Annotated in this window: 18 protein-coding genes; 12 read left to right on the top strand and 6 right to left on the bottom strand. The window is 65.8% G+C overall.

Annotated elements, in window-relative coordinates; genetic code table 11:
• Window positions 1-96 precede the first annotated feature (96 nt).
• Window positions 97-1,122 (top strand): ATP-dependent 6-phosphofructokinase, encoded by a 1,026-nt coding sequence (locus ACFVYC_RS00460; RefSeq protein ID WP_387545434.1) that lies wholly within the window; start codon window positions 97-99, stop codon window positions 1,120-1,122.
• Window positions 1,123-1,185: 63 nt separating this feature from the next.
• Window positions 1,186-1,902: a GNAT family N-acetyltransferase gene (locus ACFVYC_RS00455; RefSeq protein WP_387545432.1), complete on the top strand. Its 717-nt coding sequence runs from the start codon at window positions 1,186-1,188 to the stop codon at window positions 1,900-1,902.
• Here ACFVYC_RS00455 and ACFVYC_RS00450 read toward each other — a convergent pair.
• The 6 genes from ACFVYC_RS00450 to ACFVYC_RS00425 all read right to left on the bottom strand — a co-directional run bounded on the left by ACFVYC_RS00450 (window position 1,864) and on the right by ACFVYC_RS00425 (window position 7,459).
• Window positions 1,864-3,384: a DHA2 family efflux MFS transporter permease subunit gene (locus ACFVYC_RS00450; protein WP_387545430.1), complete on the bottom strand. Its 1,521-nt coding sequence runs from the start codon at window positions 3,382-3,384 to the stop codon at window positions 1,864-1,866. The genes ACFVYC_RS00455 and ACFVYC_RS00450 overlap by 39 nt on opposite strands.
• A gap of 49 nt (window positions 3,385-3,433) precedes the next feature.
• Window positions 3,434-3,883 (bottom strand): ankyrin repeat domain-containing protein, encoded by a 450-nt coding sequence (locus tag ACFVYC_RS00445; RefSeq protein WP_387545428.1) that lies wholly within the window; start codon window positions 3,881-3,883, stop codon window positions 3,434-3,436.
• Entirely contained in the window at window positions 3,883-4,965 is a 1,083-nt protein-coding gene (locus tag ACFVYC_RS00440; RefSeq protein ID WP_387545426.1) for a YgfZ/GcvT domain-containing protein, read from the bottom strand. The genes ACFVYC_RS00445 and ACFVYC_RS00440 overlap by 1 nt, the downstream gene beginning before the upstream one ends.
• Before the next feature lie 157 nt (window positions 4,966-5,122).
• Window positions 5,123-5,875 carry a flavodoxin family protein gene (locus tag ACFVYC_RS00435; RefSeq protein WP_387545424.1) on the bottom strand — a complete coding sequence of 251 codons (753 nt, stop codon included), beginning with the start codon at window positions 5,873-5,875 and terminating at the stop codon, window positions 5,123-5,125.
• A gap of 38 nt (window positions 5,876-5,913) precedes the next feature.
• Window positions 5,914-6,522 (bottom strand): FABP family protein, encoded by a 609-nt coding sequence (locus ACFVYC_RS00430; RefSeq protein ID WP_104042566.1) that lies wholly within the window; start codon window positions 6,520-6,522, stop codon window positions 5,914-5,916.
• 169 nt (window positions 6,523-6,691) lie between these two features.
• Complete coding sequence (locus ACFVYC_RS00425) at window positions 6,692-7,459, bottom strand: permease (protein ID WP_387545422.1); 768 nt, start codon at window positions 7,457-7,459, stop codon at window positions 6,692-6,694.
• Between the two features lie 336 nt (window positions 7,460-7,795).
• On the opposite strand from ACFVYC_RS00425, the gene ACFVYC_RS00420 reads away from it, so the two are divergent.
• The 10 genes from ACFVYC_RS00420 (at window position 7,796) to ACFVYC_RS00375 (ending at window position 17,109) form a co-directional block, all read left to right on the top strand.
• A complete protein-coding gene (locus ACFVYC_RS00420) occupies window positions 7,796-8,494 on the top strand; it encodes a winged-helix domain-containing protein (RefSeq protein WP_387545420.1) in 699 nt (232 codons plus the stop codon).
• Window positions 8,495-8,543: 49 nt separating this feature from the next.
• Window positions 8,544-9,512 (top strand): mycothiol synthase, encoded by a 969-nt coding sequence (gene mshD, locus ACFVYC_RS00415; protein ID WP_387545418.1) that lies wholly within the window; start codon window positions 8,544-8,546, stop codon window positions 9,510-9,512.
• Between the two features lie 130 nt (window positions 9,513-9,642).
• Window positions 9,643-11,892 carry an RNA degradosome polyphosphate kinase gene (locus ACFVYC_RS00410; RefSeq protein ID WP_387545415.1) on the top strand — a complete coding sequence of 750 codons (2,250 nt, stop codon included), beginning with the start codon at window positions 9,643-9,645 and terminating at the stop codon, window positions 11,890-11,892.
• A gap of 11 nt (window positions 11,893-11,903) precedes the next feature.
• Window positions 11,904-12,872: an NUDIX domain-containing protein gene (locus ACFVYC_RS00405; RefSeq protein ID WP_387545413.1), complete on the top strand. Its 969-nt coding sequence runs from the start codon at window positions 11,904-11,906 to the stop codon at window positions 12,870-12,872.
• 84 nt (window positions 12,873-12,956) lie between these two features.
• On the top strand, window positions 12,957-14,591 hold the full coding sequence (locus ACFVYC_RS00400; protein ID WP_387545410.1) for a hypothetical protein: 1,635 nt from the start codon (window positions 12,957-12,959) through the stop codon (window positions 14,589-14,591).
• On the top strand, window positions 14,588-14,980 hold the full coding sequence (locus ACFVYC_RS00395) for a GntR family transcriptional regulator (protein ID WP_387545409.1): 393 nt from the start codon (window positions 14,588-14,590) through the stop codon (window positions 14,978-14,980). Before ACFVYC_RS00400 ends, ACFVYC_RS00395 begins: the two co-directional genes overlap by 4 nt.
• Complete coding sequence (locus tag ACFVYC_RS00390) at window positions 14,980-15,501, top strand: DUF1648 domain-containing protein (RefSeq protein ID WP_387545407.1); 522 nt, start codon at window positions 14,980-14,982, stop codon at window positions 15,499-15,501. Before ACFVYC_RS00395 ends, ACFVYC_RS00390 begins: the two co-directional genes overlap by 1 nt.
• A 2-nt stretch (window positions 15,502-15,503) precedes the next feature.
• Entirely contained in the window at window positions 15,504-16,307 is an 804-nt protein-coding gene (locus ACFVYC_RS00385; protein WP_387545405.1) for a thymidylate synthase, read from the top strand.
• Complete coding sequence (locus tag ACFVYC_RS00380; RefSeq protein WP_387545402.1) at window positions 16,304-16,888, top strand: dihydrofolate reductase; 585 nt, start codon at window positions 16,304-16,306, stop codon at window positions 16,886-16,888. Before ACFVYC_RS00385 ends, ACFVYC_RS00380 begins: the two co-directional genes overlap by 4 nt.
• Window positions 16,889-16,890: 2 nt before the next feature.
• Entirely contained in the window at window positions 16,891-17,109 is a 219-nt protein-coding gene (locus ACFVYC_RS00375; RefSeq protein ID WP_387545400.1) for an NF038396 family protein, read from the top strand.
• The last annotated feature ends 34 nt before the right edge of the window (window positions 17,110-17,143 follow it).

Genomic DNA, 17,143 nt, shown 5'->3' with positions numbered 1-17,143 from the left:
CGGTTTGTGTCGTACCCCACACCCCCCACTAGACTCTATGTGAGCTCAGCGTGGCGCTCTGCCTGTATACCTTCTCCCAGGATTTGAGCCAGAGACATGAAAATTGGAATTCTCACCAGCGGTGGCGACTGCCCCGGACTGAACGCCGTGATCCGCGGAGCCGTCCTCAAAGGCATTGCCATCCACGGCCATGAATTCGTGGGTTTCCTTGACGGCTGGCGCGGCGTGGTCGAGGGCGACATCATCGACATCCCCCGCACCATGGTCCGCGGCATCGCCAAGCAGGGCGGCACCATTCTGGGCACGTCCCGCACCAACCCCTTCGAGAACGGCGGCGGCCCCGAGGTCATCAAGGCCCACATGGACCGACTGGGCATCGACGCGATCATCGCGATCGGCGGTGAGGGAACCCTGGCTGCTGCCAAGCGCCTCACCGACGCCGGCCTGAAGATCGTGGGCGTTCCCAAGACCGTGGACAACGACCTCGACGCCACCGACTACACCTTCGGCTTTGACACCGCCGTCCAGATCGCCACCGAAGCCATCGACCGGCTCCGGACCACCGGCGAATCCCACCACCGCTGCATGATCGCCGAAGTGATGGGCCGGCACGTCGGCTGGATCGCGCTCCACGCCGGCATGGCAGCCGGCGCGCACGCCATCCTGATCCCGGAGCAGAAGGTCAGCATCGACCAGATCACCGAATGGGTGAAGGAAGCCCACGCCCGAGGCCGCGCGCCACTGGTCGTCGTGGCTGAGGGATTCGTCCCCGAGCACATGGAAACCCCGCACTCCGAACGCGGCCTGGACACCTTCGGCCGGCCACGCCTCGGCGGCATCGCCGACCAGCTCGCCCCGGAACTCGAAGCCCGCACCGGCATCGAAACCCGCGCCACCATCCTCGGCCACATCCAGCGCGGCGGCGTGCCATCGGCCTTTGACCGGGTCCTGGCCACCCGGCTGGGCATGGCCGCCATCGACTCGGTGGTGGAAGGCTACTGGGGCACCATGGTCGCCTTGAAGGGTACGGACATCGAGCACGTGGGCTTCCAGGAAGCCCTGGGCCAGCTCAAAACCGTCCCGCAGAACCGCTACGACGAAGCCGCCGTCCTCTTCGGCTGAGCCGATCCATCCCGCCGAGGTGTCCTGTCCGGCTTCGCTTCCGGCCCGCCCTAGGCTGGGAGTATGACACTTGACCCCGGTTCTGCCGCCATCATCCAGCTTGCGTGGGCCCGGCGCCTGGGACTGGACGACGACGCTTTCGGAACTGCCCTGGCCTCCGGCGAGCGGATTGTCCGGGCCGATGAAACGGCCCGGACCGTGGAGTTCGTGCGGCTCTTCGGCAGTTCGGCGCTCGTTGGTCCGCAATGGGTCATCGATGCCGCAGCAGCCATACCCGATGAGGAGATGGCCCAGCACGTCACGCTCCTGACGCTGACCCGGTCCCATGGCGGGCACGGTCTAGGGGCTGCCGCGTTGTTCTTCGCGGACGATCTGCCCCTGAAGCAACCTTCGGAGGAGATGACTGTTTCCCACAGCAACCCGGAGGCCATCGAACTCGAGGGCCGCTGCCCGCCGGATGACGTCAACGAGGTTGGCCTTTCAGACCTCGAAAACCGCTACACCATCGTGCACGAGATCGACGGCCGGCGCGTACCCCTGGCCTGCGGGGCCTACTCCGAGTGGGTGGGCCTGCTTGCCCACCTGGGTGTCCTGGTGGATCCGGAATGGCGGCGCCGGGGCCTGGGCTCGCTCGCCGCGTCCATCGCGGCGCACGAAGCCCTCTCGGCGGGGCTCACACTGCAGTGGCGGACCGACGTCAGCAACACCGGATCCCTGGCACTGGCCCGGAAGCTCGGCCTGTCAGCCGGCGGAATCCAGACCAGCGTCCACCTTGGCTGACGGAGCAGACCTGCTGCCGCCCCAACCCTGAACCGGCTGGGGCTTCGCAAAGAACAGGGCCACGGCGGCGCCGACCAGGATCACACCGGCGGGCAGCAGGATGGACTGCCCCATCGCCGTCGAGAATCCGCTGTGCAGGGCGTCCGGCAGGGTGCCGCTAAGGGCCATACCCTCGCCTGCTGCCCCGCCGGGTGCGCCCGCGGGGAGCTCGGCCGCGAGCCGGGCCTGGATCAGCACGGCGATGGCGGCGCTGCCCAGCACGGCCCCGAACTGACGGGTGGTGTTGTAGACACCTGAGCCTGCACCGGCCTGGCGGGCCGGCAGGTTGCGGGTTGCGGTGGTGCTGAGCGGGGCCCAGATGCCGGCGTTGGCAAAGCCCAGGATGGCGCTTGGCAGCAGGAACATCAGGATGGGCGTGTCCGGCTGCATGAGGACGGCGTTCCAGGCCAGTGCCACGGCCATCAGGGTTAGGCCGGCGGCAGCAAGGTACTTTGGATTCACCCGGTCCACGATCTTCCCCACTACGGGCGCCAGGCCCCCGGAAATCAGCGCCATGGGCACCATCAGGAGGGCTGATTGCGTAGGGGTCAGTCCCCGGACCATCTGGTAGTAGAAAATGAGGGGCAGGCCGAAAGCGGTCACGGTGAAGCCCACCATGGTGATGCCCAGATTGGCCAGGGAGAAGTTCCGGTCCCGGAACAGCCCCAGCGGCAACAGCGGTTCCCCCTTGTTGAACCGCTGCCACACCACAAAGCCGGCCAGCACCAGCAGGCCCGCGATGATCAGGCCCCACACGCTGACAGGGCCCATAATGGTGCCCCAGTTGTAGGTCTCACCTTCCTGGATGCCGAAGACCAGGAGGAAGAGTCCGACGGCGCTGAGCACCACGCCGGGGATGTCGAACCTGTGCGGATGGGTGCTGAGGGTGGGGACGTTCCGCAGCGCCAGGATGAAGCCGGCGATGCCGACGGGCACGTTGATGAAGAAGATCCACTCCCAACCGAGGGAGTCCACCAGGAGGCCGCCCAGGATGGGCCCCACAAGCGTCGCCATACCGGCGGTGGCTCCCCAGATGGACATCGCGGCTCCGCGCCTGTCGGGCGGGAAGATCCGGGTGATGACAGCCATGGTCTGGGGTGTCATTATGGCCGCGCCCAGGCCCTGCAGCACGCGGGCGGCGATCAGGGTCTGGACATCACCGGACAGCCCGCACCACAGCGAAGCCAGCGTGAACACCACCAGGCCCAGGAGGTAGAGCTTCTTGGGCCCGAACCGGTCTCCGAGCCTGCCGGTGACCAGCAGCGGCACGGCATAGGCCAGCAGGTAGGCGCTGGTGACCCAAATGACCGAGTTGATGTCGGCGTCCAGGCTTTCCATGATGCGCGGATTGGCGACGGACACGATGGTGCTGTCGATCAGGATCATAAAGAATCCGATCACCAGCGACCAAAGGGCCGGCCACGGCCTTGCTACTTTTTCCACTGGGTCATCCTTCGTCAGGTGGTCATCTGCCGGGCGGGACCCGGTGGTATCAGCCCAGGAGATCCAGGATCTCCTGGCGGGCAAACATTTGGGCAGCTGCCCGGGCCGACGGCGAACCGGCGTCCGGATCAGCGCCGGCATCCAGCAGAACGCGGGCAACATCGGGGTAACCCTTGAACGCCGCTCCGGCGAGCGGCGTCTGGCCGCGGTCGTTGGCGGTATTGGCTTCCGCGCCATGCTGCAGGATGAGCTGGGCGGTCTCCGCGTGGCCGTGGTAGGCGGCCAGCATCAGGAGGGAGTCGCCGGCGGAATTCGTCAAGGTGGCGGGAGCGCCGGCGTCGAGATAGGCCCGCAGCAGCGCTGTGTCCCCTTCCCTGGCTGCCTGGAAGAGCGTGTGCGCCAAAGCCAGCGCGTCGTCGTCGGGCCCGCCCTGGGCCGCAGGGGCGTCGGACGGAGCTGGGTTGGTCTGCCCTAAGTTCGTTCCGGCGTTGTCAGTCATTAGCGTGGCCCCTTGAGGAATCCGGTCTGGCGCCCCACCACCTGGCCGGCGTCGGGGGCAACGATGAGTTCCTGGACGGCAGGATAAGGCTCGTCCCCGTCCAGGACAGTCAGTATTTCATCCGCCGCCACGGAACGCTTTATGACTGCCAGGGCCACCGGTCCCATCTCGTAATGCTGGGCCACGGACGTCACCGTCCCCACTTTCCGCTCCCCCACCAGCACGGCGCTTCCGGCCTGCGGCAGGGTGTGCTGTGATCCGTCCAACTGGAGGAACACCAGCCGGCGCGGCGGGTGCCCGAGGTTGTGCACGCGCGCAATGGTTTCCTGCCCTTTGTAGCAGCCCTTGGCCAGGTGCACGGCCGTGCGGAGGAGGTCCAGCTCATGCGGGATGGTTTTGTCATCCGTCTCGGCACCGATCCGCGGGCGCCAGGCTGCCAGCCGCAGCGCTTCCGCCGCAAGGACCCCGGCAAGCGGCCGTCCTTCAACGGTCTGTTCCAGTTCCGCGGCTGGAACCAGGTACTCAAACCATGGCCGCTCCAGCCCGGGATGGTTTTCCGTGGGGACGGTGGCGTACGAGTAGCCGCCCGGGGCCACCGCGGGCCAAGGGTCCTGCCACACCAGCAGTCCGGACCATTCCGGAAGTGCCCGGGTGCTGCCCACCACCGCCCAGTCAGCGGAGACATCGGCAATTTCCACACGCAGCGTGAACTTCATCCGGTTCAGGAACTCTGCCAGGGGTGCTGCCTCGGCCGCCTCGACGAGCAGCCAGGTGGTCACGCCGTCGTCAATCACCCGGGCGTCGAACTCGATCCGGCCCTGGACGCTCAGGAGGAGCAGCTCGCTGGCCTCCCCCGGCTGGAGGTTTGTGACCTGCTGCGAGGACAGCGTGTTGAGCCAGCTCAGCCTGTCCGGCCCGGTGACGGTAACAACGCCGCGTTGGGAAAGGTCGACGACGGCGGTACCGGCAGCGAGTGCACGCTGCTCGCGCAGCGGCTCACCGTAGTGGGACGCAACGCCGGCGTCCGCGCCGGCAGCCTCAACGGCTCCAGGGCGCGACAACAGGGGGCTGGGAGTAGTCATACTGGGGGCAACGTCCTTAGGTCAGCGTGTATTCCGGCGGTGCAGCGGGCTCGCGGCCCAAGGCCAACGACCGCAGTGTTCCCTGGCCGTGGAACCGCTCCGGCGAGAGCCCCGGCCCGAGCTTGCGAGGTCAGGGAGCCGGTGCGGCCTTGCGAGGTCAGGGGGCGGGTGGGGAGTATTCGGGATTTTCGAAATCAAACCGGGTTCCTGCCGCCCATTCCTCGGGGAGGTTGCCGTGGGCAGGATAACCGCCGGCGTCCTTGAGGATCCGGGCAAGGTGCAGGAGGTTCCAGGTCATGAAGGTGGTGTTTCGGTTGGTGAAGTCGGTTTCCGGGCCGCCGGAGCCCTCGTCCAGGTAGCTCGGGCCGGGTCCCACCGCCCCGATCCAGCCCGCGTCCGCCTGGGGCGGAATGCTGAAACCGATGTGCTGGAGGCTGTAAAGGACGTTCATGGAGCAGTGTTTGATCCCGTCCTCATTGCCGGTGATCAGACAGCCGCCCACTTTAGGGTAGAAGGCCCACTGGCCCTTGCTGTTGACTTCGCCGGAGTGGGCGTACAGCCGCTCTATCAGCTTCCTGGTCTGCGAGGAATTGTCTCCCAGCCAGATGGGCCCAGCCACCACCAGGATGTCCGCCTCCTCCACCGCCGGATAGAGCTCAGGCCATTCGTCAGTGGGCCAGCCGTACTCGGTCATGTCCGGGTAGACGCCGCTGGCAATATCGTGATCCACGGTGCGGATCACCCGGGTGCTGACACCCTGCTTTTCCATAATGAGCCGGCTGATGTTGATCAGCCCGTCAGTGTTGGATGTCTGGGGTGACTTTTTCAGGGTTCCGTTGAAGAAAACAGCCTTCAGATCGCTGTAGTCCCGGCGGTTCCCGGAGGCAGGTACGCCCTGGGGATCTTCCATGTGCCACCACCCACTTTCGTTCCTCCGGACCGGCGGGGTCAGGAGACTTTTTTGAGGAAGGCAGAGGCATGGGCTTCCAGCCCCTTGCCCTCTTTGCCGCCAACGGCGACGTCCCAGCGCCACAGCAGGTTTCCGTCCACCAGGCCGAAGATCCGGGTGGCGGCGCTGTAGTCCTTGGAGTGGCTCCCCCGCATCACCATGTCCGTGGTGAGCTGGATCTGCGGTCCCTTGATCTGCCCGTAGTACAGCTCGGAAATTCCGCCGGGGTGCGAGATGGACACGGAGATGTCAAAGCCGCCCTCGCTGTTGCGGAGGGCTTCCACCTCATCGGCGCTCTTCAGCGCAGGCACAATGTCCGCCGGGATCAGGCCCGGGCCGCCGTCGGCATCGAGCTGTTTGCGTTCAAGTGCCCAGAAGCCGGTCTCAACGGTCAGCGGCCTCAGCCGCGTGCCGTCGTCGTCCGTCAGCCAGCTCTCCGCACGGTACTGGAGATAAGCCAGCCCGTTGTGGGTGAACGACACGTGCTGCAGGAAGTGTTCCGAGTCCTCGTCCCCGGTGCCCAACCGGCCGCGGCCTTCCCACTCACCAATGAGCCAGGAAAGCGGAACAAGTTCTGGGGTCAGGTCTGTGGGAATTTCAATCGGCACAGCAAATACCTCGGGAAACTGCTCGCTCCGGAACGGGACTACTTCTGGCCTTTGAACAGGCGGTAGACCACAAATCCGGCGAACCACGCCATGGACAGGCTCGCGATGCCGAGCAGGACAAGGAAGAAGATTTCAAAAGCAAGTACGGACATGATGCCATCCTAACGCGTTAGTAGATGAGTAGTTTGTCTATGAAGTAAGCCAGGGAACCCACCGCCGAGACGGGCGCCAGCCCAATGCTAAGGGCAGCAGGAACATTGAGCGGTGCGCCGCGGAGCGTCACGAGCCGGCGGAAGCTGACCAGGACCGCGCCCACCACCACCCCAAAAACCGCCGCCGGGAGGACGGCGATGTCGGAGAGCACCAGCCCTGCGAGCGGACCGGCAAGTCCCGCCAGGACGATACCTAAGGGTGCGATGATGCTGTCCGGCCACCGGATCAGGCAGGCCAACAGGGCAACGGCCGCGCTGATGGCCGCAACCAGCAGCATCTCCCTCACCCCGTTAAACCGCGCGCCGGCGATCCAGCCCGCACCAAGGCAGGCCAGCAGCACTCCCACCGAGCAACCAAGCGTGGACTCCAGCCGCTGGGCCTGCCCCGTGCCGCGGATCAGCTGCACAACAAATACAGCCATGATTCCCAAGGCAACAAAGGGCGGGGTCCAGTCGAGGAAACCCGGGGCGGGGGCGTAGGCGGCAGCGAGCGCGGAGCCTGCCCCGGCCAGGGCGATCACCGCCGCGAGCGTCTTTTTGGCAGGGATTCGAAGGAAGTGGGGCCAGCCGATACCCACCGCCGCGGCGCTGGCTACGGCAACTGCCACCAGGGCCTCGCGGGAGGTGTAGACCCCGGCGATGATCGCAGCCAGCCCGGCGATGCCCACCACACCGATGGTCCACGAGCCCAGGGAGCGTACAGGCGCCTGCAGTTCCGCCGTCATATGGAGCCCGGCCCGGGGTTAGTCTGTGCACTCACTGCGCTGCATCCCATCCTGCGTCGACCTTGGAAGGCGGTCCGCCCTCAGTGGCAGGGCATCGGGCCCTGCCACAATCCTGCCCTATGTGAACGGCTTATGTCGCAAAACGAACCCTGATCAGGGCCGAACCAGTGCCAGCTTCGGGGGTGCCGGGTATACTCGGAGCTCAGCTAAGTTCCCTGCTGAGGTGGCCGGACCGCTGTCATTGGCAGAGTCCCAAACCGGGGCAGGGAACCAGTACCGGCCGGTGAGAATCCGGTTCAGTCGCCCAACGATGCGCGGACGGCCCTTGGAGGAACAATGTCGCACATCCTGTTATTGACGAACAGCACCGGTTCTTCGGTGGACATCCTGCCTGCCTTGGAACTGCTGAACCACCGGGTCCACATCCTCCCTGCCGAGCCAACCGCCCTGCTGGAGACGGACCCCTGCGACATCGTGCTGCTGGATGCCCGCAAGGACCTTGTGGGCGCCCGTTCCCTCACCCAGCTCCTCAAAGCCACCGGCCTCAGCGCCCCGCTGGTGCTGATCCTCACTGAAGGCGGCATGGCTGCCGTCTCCTCCGCCTGGGCTGTGGATGACATCGTGCTGGAGTCAGCCGGACCCGCCGAGGTGGAGGCCCGCATCCGGCTGTCCGTTGCCAGGGCTGTCCCCGAGCAGGACGACACGCCGTCCGAGATCCGTGCCGCCGGCGTGGTCATTGATGAGGCGAGCTACACCGCCCGCGTAAACGGCGCTCCACTGAACCTGACGTTCAAGGAATTCGAGCTCCTGAAGTACCTGGCGCAACACCCCGGCCGTGTGTTCACCCGCCAGCAGCTGCTCACCGAAGTGTGGGGCTACGACTACTACGGCGGCACCCGTACCGTGGATGTCCACGTCCGGCGGCTGCGGGCAAAGCTGGGCGCCGACCATGAAAACCTCATCAGCACTGTCCGCAATGTTGGCTACCGGCTCACCTTGGTGCGGCAGCAGGAAGACGAGCTGACTGAAGCCTGAGCCGGGTGGCCCCGGTCCGGTATCCGTTGATCCCGTATAGCCTTGCCTCATGACTTCAGCGCACCCTGAGAAGTGGCCCGTCCATGTTGTCAAAGGCGGTGTTGACCGGCAACTCCTGAATGACTGCAGCAATCTGCTGGCTGCTGCGGAGGAATCGGACGGCAATCCCTCCATCTCGGAGCAGACCCTTATCAGCATGCGTGCCGGCGATTCGGCTGAACACCAGGTGCTTACTCTTGCCCTGTACGCCCCGGATGAGGACTCTGATCCCTCCTCCGGCCAGGACCTTGCAGGGTTCGCCGCCGTGGTGGAGGAACCTGACGGCAGCGGAGTGCTCGAAATTGCCGTGCATCCCAGTTACCGCAACCAGGGCGTGGCCGACCGTCTGGTGAGCGCCCTCCAGGACCGGCGCGGGTTCCACGGACTGAAGGCCTGGTCGCACGGGAACCACGAGGCAGCCGCGGACCTTGCCGCCCGCTACGGCTACGTGCCCGTGCGCGAGTTGTGGAAGATGCGGATGACGACGGCGGCAGCGGACCTTCCCGACGTCGTCCTTCCGGACGGCGTGACCATTCGGGCGTTTGTCCCGGGCCAGGATGAGGACAGCTGGCTGGCTGCCAACCGTGCAGCGTTTTCGCACCATCCCGAGCAGGGCAGCCTTACCCGCGCCGACCTCGATGCCCGGATGGCTGAGGACTGGTTCGACCCCGCAGGTTTCCTCCTTGCCGTCAACGGGGACGGCTGGCTGCTCGGATACCACTGGACCAAAGTGCATCCGAGCCACGGCTCCCACCCGGCCATCGGTGAAATCTACGTAGTGGGCATTACCCCGGAAGCCCAGGGTTCAGGCCTCGGCAAGGCCCTCACTGTGGCGGGCATTAAGTACCTGCAGGACCTGGGCCTGCACGCCGTCATGCTGTACGTCGACGCCGATAACGCGCCCGCGGTCTCCCTGTACCGGCGGCTGGGCTTCACGCGCTGGGACATGGACGTGATGTACGGCCCCGCGGCGGGTTAGTCCAATCCCCTGACCCAAGCGCCCATGGGCGCTAAACCTAGGGCTTCCGGCTACTGAATGCTTGTAAGGTGGAAACAGAACCGCGCAGGCCGGATTCGGCCGCATCACAGCGCCAGGTAAAGGAGATGCCATGAACCCGGAACCTTCCGGAGCAGCCACGTCCCAAGAGACTCCAGTCCCAGTGCGCGCCCGATTCGGCTCCTCGGAGGTTCCGGCGTCGCGGGCCACGCAGGACCGGATCGACATCCCGGATTTCGCGCCCAACCTGGAACCTGAGGGCGACATCCGGCCGGACCGCTTCCTTGACCGGGAACTGAGCTGGCTCAGCTTCAACTCCAGGGTCCTGGAACTCGCCGAAGACGCTTCCCTGCACCTGCTGGAACGGGTCAGCTTCCTCTCCATTTTCGCGTCGAACCTGGACGAGTTCTTTATGGTCCGCGTCGCCGGCCTGAAGCGGCGCATCGCCACCGGACTGGCAGTCCCCTCCCCCGCAGGACTGAGCCCGGTGGAAGTGCTGGAAAAAATCGGCGAGGAAGCCCACCGGCTCCAGCAGCGGCACGCACAGGTCTTCGCGGAACAGATCCGCCCGGCCCTGGCGTACGAGCACATCCACCTGATGCACTGGGACGAACTGGACGATGCCGCCAAGCAGCAGCTCAGCCAGATGTTCGCCGAGAAGGTGTTCCCCATCCTGACGCCCCTGGCGGTGGACCCGGCACACCCGTTCCCCTACATTTCGGGCCTGTCCCTGAACCTGGCCGTAGTGGTGCGGAACCCCGTCAGCGATAAGGAACTGTTCGCCCGTGTAAAGGTTCCGGACCAGTTGCCGCGGCTCATTTCCATTGATGGCCCGCGCGCCGGTGCCGTCGCGGGCCGGGTGGCGCGCTTCATCGCACTTGAGGAAGTCATTGCCGTCCACCTGGACAAGCTGTTTGCCGGGATGGAGGTTCTGGAGCACCATACCTTCCGGGTCACCAGGAACGAGGACGTGGAGGTTGAAGAGGACGACGCCGAGAACCTGCTGCAGGCGCTCGAAAAGGAACTGCTGCGCCGCCGCTTCGGCCCGCCCGTCCGGCTTGAGGTCACCAACGACATCAACCCCAACATCCGTGCGCTGCTGATCCGCGAGCTGGGCGTTGAGGAATCCGAGGTCTACTCGGTCCCGGCACCGCTGGACCTTCGGGGCCTTTCGGTCATTGCGGGCATCGACCGCGCCGACCTGCACTACCCCAAGCACGTTCCGCACACCTCCAGGTACCTCAACGAGTCCGAGACCTCGAAGGCCGCCAACGTTTTCGCGGCCATGCGCCGCCGGGACATCCTGCTCCACCACCCGTACGACTCGTTCTCCACCTCTGTCCAGGCCTTCCTGGAACAGGCGGCGGCGGACCCGAAGGTCCAGGCCATCAAGCAGACCCTGTACCGCACCTCGGGCGACTCCCCCATTGTGGACGCGCTCATTGATGCGGCAGAGGCCGGCAAGCAGGTCCTTGCCCTGGTGGAGATCAAGGCAAGGTTTGATGAGCAGGCGAATATCTCCTGGGCCCGCAAGCTTGAACAGGCGGGCGTGCACGTGGTGTACGGCATCGTTGGCCTGAAAACACACTGCAAGCTCTCGCTGGTGGTGCGCCAGGAAGTGGACGGGCTTCGGCGGTACTGCCATATCGGCACCGGCAACTACCACCCCCGGACAGCCCGCTACTACGAGGACCTGGGCCTTCTCACGGCGAACGACCAGGTGGGCGAGGACCTTTCCAAGCTCTTCAACCAGCTCTCCGGCTACGCGCCCAAGTCAACCTTCAAGCGGCTGTTGGTTGCCCCGCGTTCGGTGCGTTCCGGGCTGATCGACCGGATCGAAACCGAGATCCGCAACGCCCGCGCCGGACGGCCGGCGCGCGTCCAGATCAAGGTCAACTCCATGGTGGACGAGGCCATCATCGATTCGCTGTACCGTGCATCCCAGGCCGGCGTAAAGGTGGACGTTGTGGTCCGCGGCATCTGCTCGCTGCGCCCCGGAGTGCCGGGCCTCAGCGACAACATCACCGTCCGCTCCGTCCTGGGCAGGTTCCTGGAGCACTCCCGTGTGTTCGCTTTCGAGAACGGCGGCGAGCCGGTGGTGTACATCGGGTCTGCGGACATGATGCACCGCAACCTGGACCGCAGGGTGGAGGCCCTGGTCCAGCTGGCCGCCCCCGATGACATCAACTATGTCCTGGACCTTCTGCGCCGCTACATGACCCCGGAAACTGCAAGCTGGCACCTGGATAACGAAGGGAACTGGTCGCGCCACCACCTGGCCGACGACGGCAGGCCGCTGGAGGACGTTCAGTCCTTCCTGCTGGCGTCACGGCCGCGGCAACGCAGCCTGAGCCGACGGTAGGGGCTGCGGTTTTGCCGAGCGACGCACTCGTAGAAGACCAGACAGACCACCCAGGCGAACCGGTAGCCGTCACGGCTGCCGGGGCGTTGCCGTGGCGCGTCAACAAGGACGCCCTTGAAGTACTGCTGATCCATCGGCCCCGTTACGACGACTGGTCCTGGCCAAAAGGCAAGATTGACGACGGCGAAACCATCCCGGAATGCGCCATCCGCGAGGTGTGGGAGGAAATTGGACTCAGCGCCTCGCTGGGTAGACCCCTGCCGCCCATCCATTATCACGTGGCCAACGGCCTGAAGGTGGTGCATTACTGGGCTGTCAGGGTCAACGGCGACAGGCTGGTTCCGGACGGCAAGGAGGTGGACAGTGTGATGTGGTGCGCCCCGGAAAAGGCGGCCCGGCTGCTGTCCAACCCCTCCGACGTCGAACCCCTCGAATACCTGCGGGACGCCCATGAGCGCGGGGAACTGGACACCTGGCCCCTCTTGGTGGTCCGCCATGCAAAAGCAAAGCCGCGCTCGTCCTGGACCAAGGCCGAAGGTGAACGGCCCCTGGCTGCCACCGGAATGCGCCAGGCCCAGGCGGTGAGCCGGCTGCTTCAGGTGTGGAAGCCGCCGCGGGTTCTCACCAGCCCGTGGCTCCGGTGTGTCGCCACGGTGGCGCCCTATGCCAAGGCAACCGGCGCAAAGGTCAAGCTGGCGGAGGCCCTTACCGAGCACCGGCACGCCCGGAGCCCTAAAAAGACGGCGTCCGTCATCGAATCATTGCTTGATAAGCAACGATCGGTAGTGGTGTGCACCCACCGCCCGGCGTTGCCCACCGTGTTCGGGCAGTTGGCCCGGCACATGCCGAGGGACCTGGCCGCCCTCCTGCCAGCAGAGGAACCGTACCTCTCCCCGGGCGAGGTGGTGGTGTGCCATGTGGCTCCCGGCGGGAAAAACCGGATTGTTGCCGTGGAGCAGTTCAAGCCGTTTGACGATTGACCCCACGCGGTGACGGCCGCTCTTGACCCCGGCAACTTTGTATCAAACACTTAGTACATTGTTGCGCGACTTTTTGGGGGAAAAGTGCCTGATTCCGATCTGGTCAGCCAGTTCAGCAACGTTCCGCCGATGATGGCACTGTGGCCGTTCCTGCTCGCAGCCGGGGTCTATGTGCTGCTCCGGTGGGTGATCCGGGAACCGCGGGGCGGAGCCTCGGCAGCCACGGCCTCCCAACACAGCTTCTGGGTGGGAACCATGGGCTGGCTGGCCAGTTCCCTCCAGCCTGCTGGAAACGCCGGGATCCTCCCCGCCGGTTCCGCGGCGCCGGCCATGACTCCCGGCAGTATTGTTACCGCCCTTGCGTGGCCGGTGCTGGGCTGCCTGGCCGTTCATGCCATCGGCCAATTGAGCTACCCAGGGCCGCGGTTGCCGCGCCGGTTGGCCACGCTGGAGGTACGGCGTGTCCGGGACTTCCTGCCGCGTCCGCTGGCCTGGACTGTGCTGGCGGTCATTGCCGGGGCTGCCCTGCAGATTTTCTGGACGTCAACCCTTCCCGGCTTCGCTCCGGTCCCTTACGGTTCCAGTCCTGACTCCGTGCATGGCCACACCGCTCATGGCGGTGACGGCAGGGTACCCGGCATTGCACTGGCCTCCTACCTCGGCTCTGCCCTCCTGGTCCTGGTTGCAGGAACGTGGCTGGTGCTGCAGCTCATCACGCGGCGCCGGCAGCTCGAACCGCTGAACGCGCGGGAGAATGACCTCCTGCGGACCATTGCCATGAACCGGCTGCTCCGAACCGTGGCCACCATCGCCGCGGGTCTGGCCGCCATCGCAGGCAACCACGCGGCCAGGCCGGAGCCTTCAGCGGGCTCGGGGGCGTGGACGAACGCGGCTGGTGCGGCGGGGCTGGCGGTGCTGCTGGTGATGTGGTGGTGGGCCCCGCCCAAGCTTCCTGGTGCGCGCGATGTGGCCAGGAACCGGGGGCGGCCGGAACGTGCCGCGGCAACCCATCCAGCTACCCGGCTTTCGGTGTCCCTGGGCGCGGCGCTGGGACTTGCCGGCCTGGTTCCCGCCGTCGTGGCGCTGATCATCCCGGGAGTGGTGACGGGGCAGCCGGCCCTGGTAGTGGCAGTGTCTGCCGCGTCGGTCCTGGTGGCCGCCGCAGCGGGAGAACTGCTGATGCACCGCAACTATGGAGCGCGGGGGGCACCCCGCACCTGGCCGCGGCAGCCTGTCAGCCCGTTACTGCTCAGCACCGGAATCGCGGCACTCGCCGTGCTGGTGGTGGTGATTGTGCTCACGGGTGTTGCCGAAGCAGCTTTGGGGGTACCGCCGTCGTGGCCCGGCACCGTCTGGGCAGGGGCAGCCGTGGCGGTCCTTTCCGCCCTGCCCTTGACGGCAGCCCGCGTCCGGCACGGTATCCCGGCCGCAGTGCCAGGCCTGGATGCCGCGCTCCGCGCCATCACCGTGCATCGGGTGGTTCGAGGACTCGCTGCCTGTTTCACTGTGCAGGCCGGGGTACTGCTGCTGTCCGCCGCCCCGGCTGTCAGGAGGGCCCTGAACCTGAACCCCGCGGCATGGGCCGGCTTTTGGGACATGGCGTCCGCCGTCGGCGCCCTGCTTGCTGCGGCAGGAGTGGTGATCGCGGCCATCCCCGTGCGCGGTTTTGCCCGTACCGCTCCCCCTGTCAGCCGTCCCGTGGGGCAACCGGCCCGATGAGCGCCGGGATTTTTGTAGACCTCCGCTCGGCTGTCCCGCCCTACGAGCAGATCCGTTCGCAGATCAACTCCCTGGTGGCTGTGGGTGCCCTCGCACCCGGCAGCCGCCTGCCCACGGTCCGGAGTCTCGCAGCGGATCTCGGGATCGCAGCCGGCACTGTAGCCCGGGCCTACAAGGAACTGGAGGCCGCGGGACTTGTTGAAGCCCGACGGCGGGGAGGCACCATTGTCAGCGGCCCGCACGCGGGCAGCCCCGGCACGCAAGGGTTGGTTCCCGAGGCGGTGACAGCCGCCGTCGGGCATTTCATTGAGGTGGGCCGGGAGGCGCAGCTGAGCGACGAACTGCTGCTGGACCTGCTCCGCAGCCGGCTGGGACAGGACTGGACTTGATGGACAATCCGGAGGCCGGCCCAGTACGGACTTGGTTCCTCCCGTCAGTCCTGCTGGTGCTGGCCACGGCTGTTTATGGTGCCATTCTCTACCCGGCAATGGCTGATCCAATCCCGGTCCATTGGGACGGCAGCGGCTCCGCCGACCGGTACGCCGCCAAGACGGTGGGTGCTGTATTCGCCCAGCTGATGGTTGCCCTGGGAATTGTCGTCTTCCTTTGGCTGCTGCACAAGTTCGTCCCGGTCCGGATGCTGCGACACGGGGAAACCGACCACGCACAGGCCTGCCGTGAGGCTGCAGCCGGGAAGAAGGTCCTGGCGGACTTCGCTCCCGCGGTTGCCGTCCTCTTCTCCTGGCTCAGCCTGCGGGGATGGCTGGGCCTGGCCGGACCGTGGACACTTTGGCTGCCGTTCGCGTTGGTGGTGCTGTTCACCGTGCTGCTGGTGATCCGCGTCCTTTCGGTCGCCCTCGCGCCGCCGTCACCAACTCCGCCTAAGATGCCCCCGGCGGATAGACTCTAGGCGTGAGCATTCCAACTCCTTATGAAGACCTCCTTCGTGATGTCCTGGCGTCCGGCACGCACAAATCCGACCGTACCGGGACCGGAACCACCAGCGTTTTCGGCCGCCAAATGCGCTTTGACCTGACGAAAAGCTTCCCGCTGATCACCACCAAGCGCGTCCATTTCAAGTCCGTGGCAGTTGAGCTCCTGTGGTTCCTGCGCGGCGAAACCAATGTGAAGTGGATGCAGGACCAGGGCGTCACCATCTGGAACGAGTGGGCCGACGCGGACGGTGACCTGGGACCCGTCTATGGCGTCCAGTGGCGCAGCTGGCCCACCCCCGACGGCGGCCACATCGACCAGGTCGCCGAACTCATCGAGAACCTCAAGTCCAACCCGGACTCCCGCCGGCACATCGTCTCGGCGTGGAATGTCTCCGAACTGCACGACATGGCCCTACCGCCGTGTCACGCTTTTTTCCAGTTCTACGTGGCGGACGGCAAACTCTCCTGCCAGCTGTACCAGCGCTCCGCGGACATGTTCCTGGGTGTCCCCTTCAACATCGCCTCGTACGCCCTGCTCACCTGCATGGTGGCCCAGCAGGTGGGACTGGAGCCGGGCGAGTTCGTCTGGACCGGCGGCGACGTGCACATTTACGAGAACCACATGGACCAGGTCCTCAAGCAGCTGGACCGGGAACCGTACGAGTACCCGCAGCTGAAGATCATCCGGAAGCCATCCTCGATCTTCGACTACACGCTGGAGGATTTTGAAGTGGTGGGCTACCAGCACCACCCCACGATCAAGGCTCCGATCGCCGTATGAGCACGGAGAATTTCACAGATCCGCAGTCCTTCACGGAAGAGCTGGCGGCGTCGGTCACCGGTGTGGGCCTGGTGTGGGCGCAGACCCCGGACGGCGTCATTGGCAAGGACGGCGATATGCCCTGGAACCTGCCCGAGGACCTGAAGCACTTCACCCGGCTGACCATGGGCCACCCCGTGGTGATGGGACGCAAAACCTGGTTGTCCTTTCCCGAGAAGTACCGCCCCCTGCCGGGCCGCACCAACATTGTGATCACCCGGCAGAAAAGCTGGGCCGGGACACACGAGGCGGAGGGCGCCGTCGTGGTTCCTTCCCTTGATGACGCGTTGCTTGAGTCCCAGTTCGTCGACGGCGGGGAAACCGTCTGGATCCTGGGCGGCGGCGAGATTTTCCGCCAGTCCACCGAGCTCGCCAACGTCGCGGTGGTCACCACCATCGACGTTGATGCCGACGGCGACACTTTCGCCCCCGAGCTTGGCACCAGTTGGGAAGCTGCCGCCTCCGTCCCGCCGGACGGCTGGATGACGGCTGCCAACGGCACACGTTATAGATTCACCAAGTGGTCAAGGACTGAGGGCTAGAAATGTTGAAGAAACCGGAAACCCTCTTTGTGCTGGGCTACATGCTGCTCCCGCTGCTGGCGCTCCTGTCCGCCATTGTGGGGTTCACCATGATCCTGGGCGGCAACAAGATCGCCGGGGCCATCGTGCTGGTGGTGGTGACGCAGGCGTTTGCCTTTGGCGCGTTCTTTGCCCTGCGTGCCCGGAAGGCCGCCGTGCTGGAGGAAACCGACCGGGGCTAGCCTGTTCAACTGACGACGGGGGCATGGGGAGGCC

Origin of the sequence: Pseudarthrobacter sp. NPDC058329 (genome assembly GCF_042879835.1) — a bacterium.
In the GTDB taxonomy this organism is placed as follows: Bacteria; Actinomycetota; Actinomycetes; order Actinomycetales; family Micrococcaceae; genus Arthrobacter.
Note: the sequence above shows the minus strand (reverse complement) of the source record. Positions and strands in the feature narration are given on the sequence as shown.

What these genes read in the sequence shown, in the direction of transcription:
- ACFVYC_RS00380 (WP_387545402.1), top strand. Translation starts at nt 16,304, where the DNA reads ATGAGCACGGAGAATTTCACAGATCCGCAGTCCTTCACGGAAGAGCTG.
- ACFVYC_RS00445 (WP_387545428.1), bottom strand. Translation starts at nt 3,883, where the DNA reads ATGACTGACAACGCCGGAACGAACTTAGGGCAGACCAACCCAGCTCCG.
- ACFVYC_RS00425 (WP_387545422.1), bottom strand. Translation starts at nt 7,459, where the DNA reads ATGACGGCGGAACTGCAGGCGCCTGTACGCTCCCTGGGCTCGTGGACC.
- ACFVYC_RS00460 (WP_387545434.1), top strand. Translation starts at nt 97, where the DNA reads ATGAAAATTGGAATTCTCACCAGCGGTGGCGACTGCCCCGGACTGAAC.
- ACFVYC_RS00435 (WP_387545424.1), bottom strand. Translation starts at nt 5,875, where the DNA reads ATGGAAGATCCCCAGGGCGTACCTGCCTCCGGGAACCGCCGGGACTAC.
- ACFVYC_RS00410 (WP_387545415.1), top strand. Translation starts at nt 9,643, where the DNA reads ATGAACCCGGAACCTTCCGGAGCAGCCACGTCCCAAGAGACTCCAGTC.
- ACFVYC_RS00440 (WP_387545426.1), bottom strand. Translation starts at nt 4,965, where the DNA reads ATGACTACTCCCAGCCCCCTGTTGTCGCGCCCTGGAGCCGTTGAGGCT.
- ACFVYC_RS00395 (WP_387545409.1), top strand. Translation starts at nt 14,588, where the DNA reads ATGAGCGCCGGGATTTTTGTAGACCTCCGCTCGGCTGTCCCGCCCTAC.
- ACFVYC_RS00375 (WP_387545400.1), top strand. Translation starts at nt 16,891, where the DNA reads ATGTTGAAGAAACCGGAAACCCTCTTTGTGCTGGGCTACATGCTGCTC.
- ACFVYC_RS00390 (WP_387545407.1), top strand. Translation starts at nt 14,980, where the DNA reads ATGGACAATCCGGAGGCCGGCCCAGTACGGACTTGGTTCCTCCCGTCA.
- ACFVYC_RS00455 (WP_387545432.1), top strand. Translation starts at nt 1,186, where the DNA reads ATGACACTTGACCCCGGTTCTGCCGCCATCATCCAGCTTGCGTGGGCC.
- ACFVYC_RS00420 (WP_387545420.1), top strand. Translation starts at nt 7,796, where the DNA reads ATGTCGCACATCCTGTTATTGACGAACAGCACCGGTTCTTCGGTGGAC.
- mshD (WP_387545418.1), top strand. Translation starts at nt 8,544, where the DNA reads ATGACTTCAGCGCACCCTGAGAAGTGGCCCGTCCATGTTGTCAAAGGC.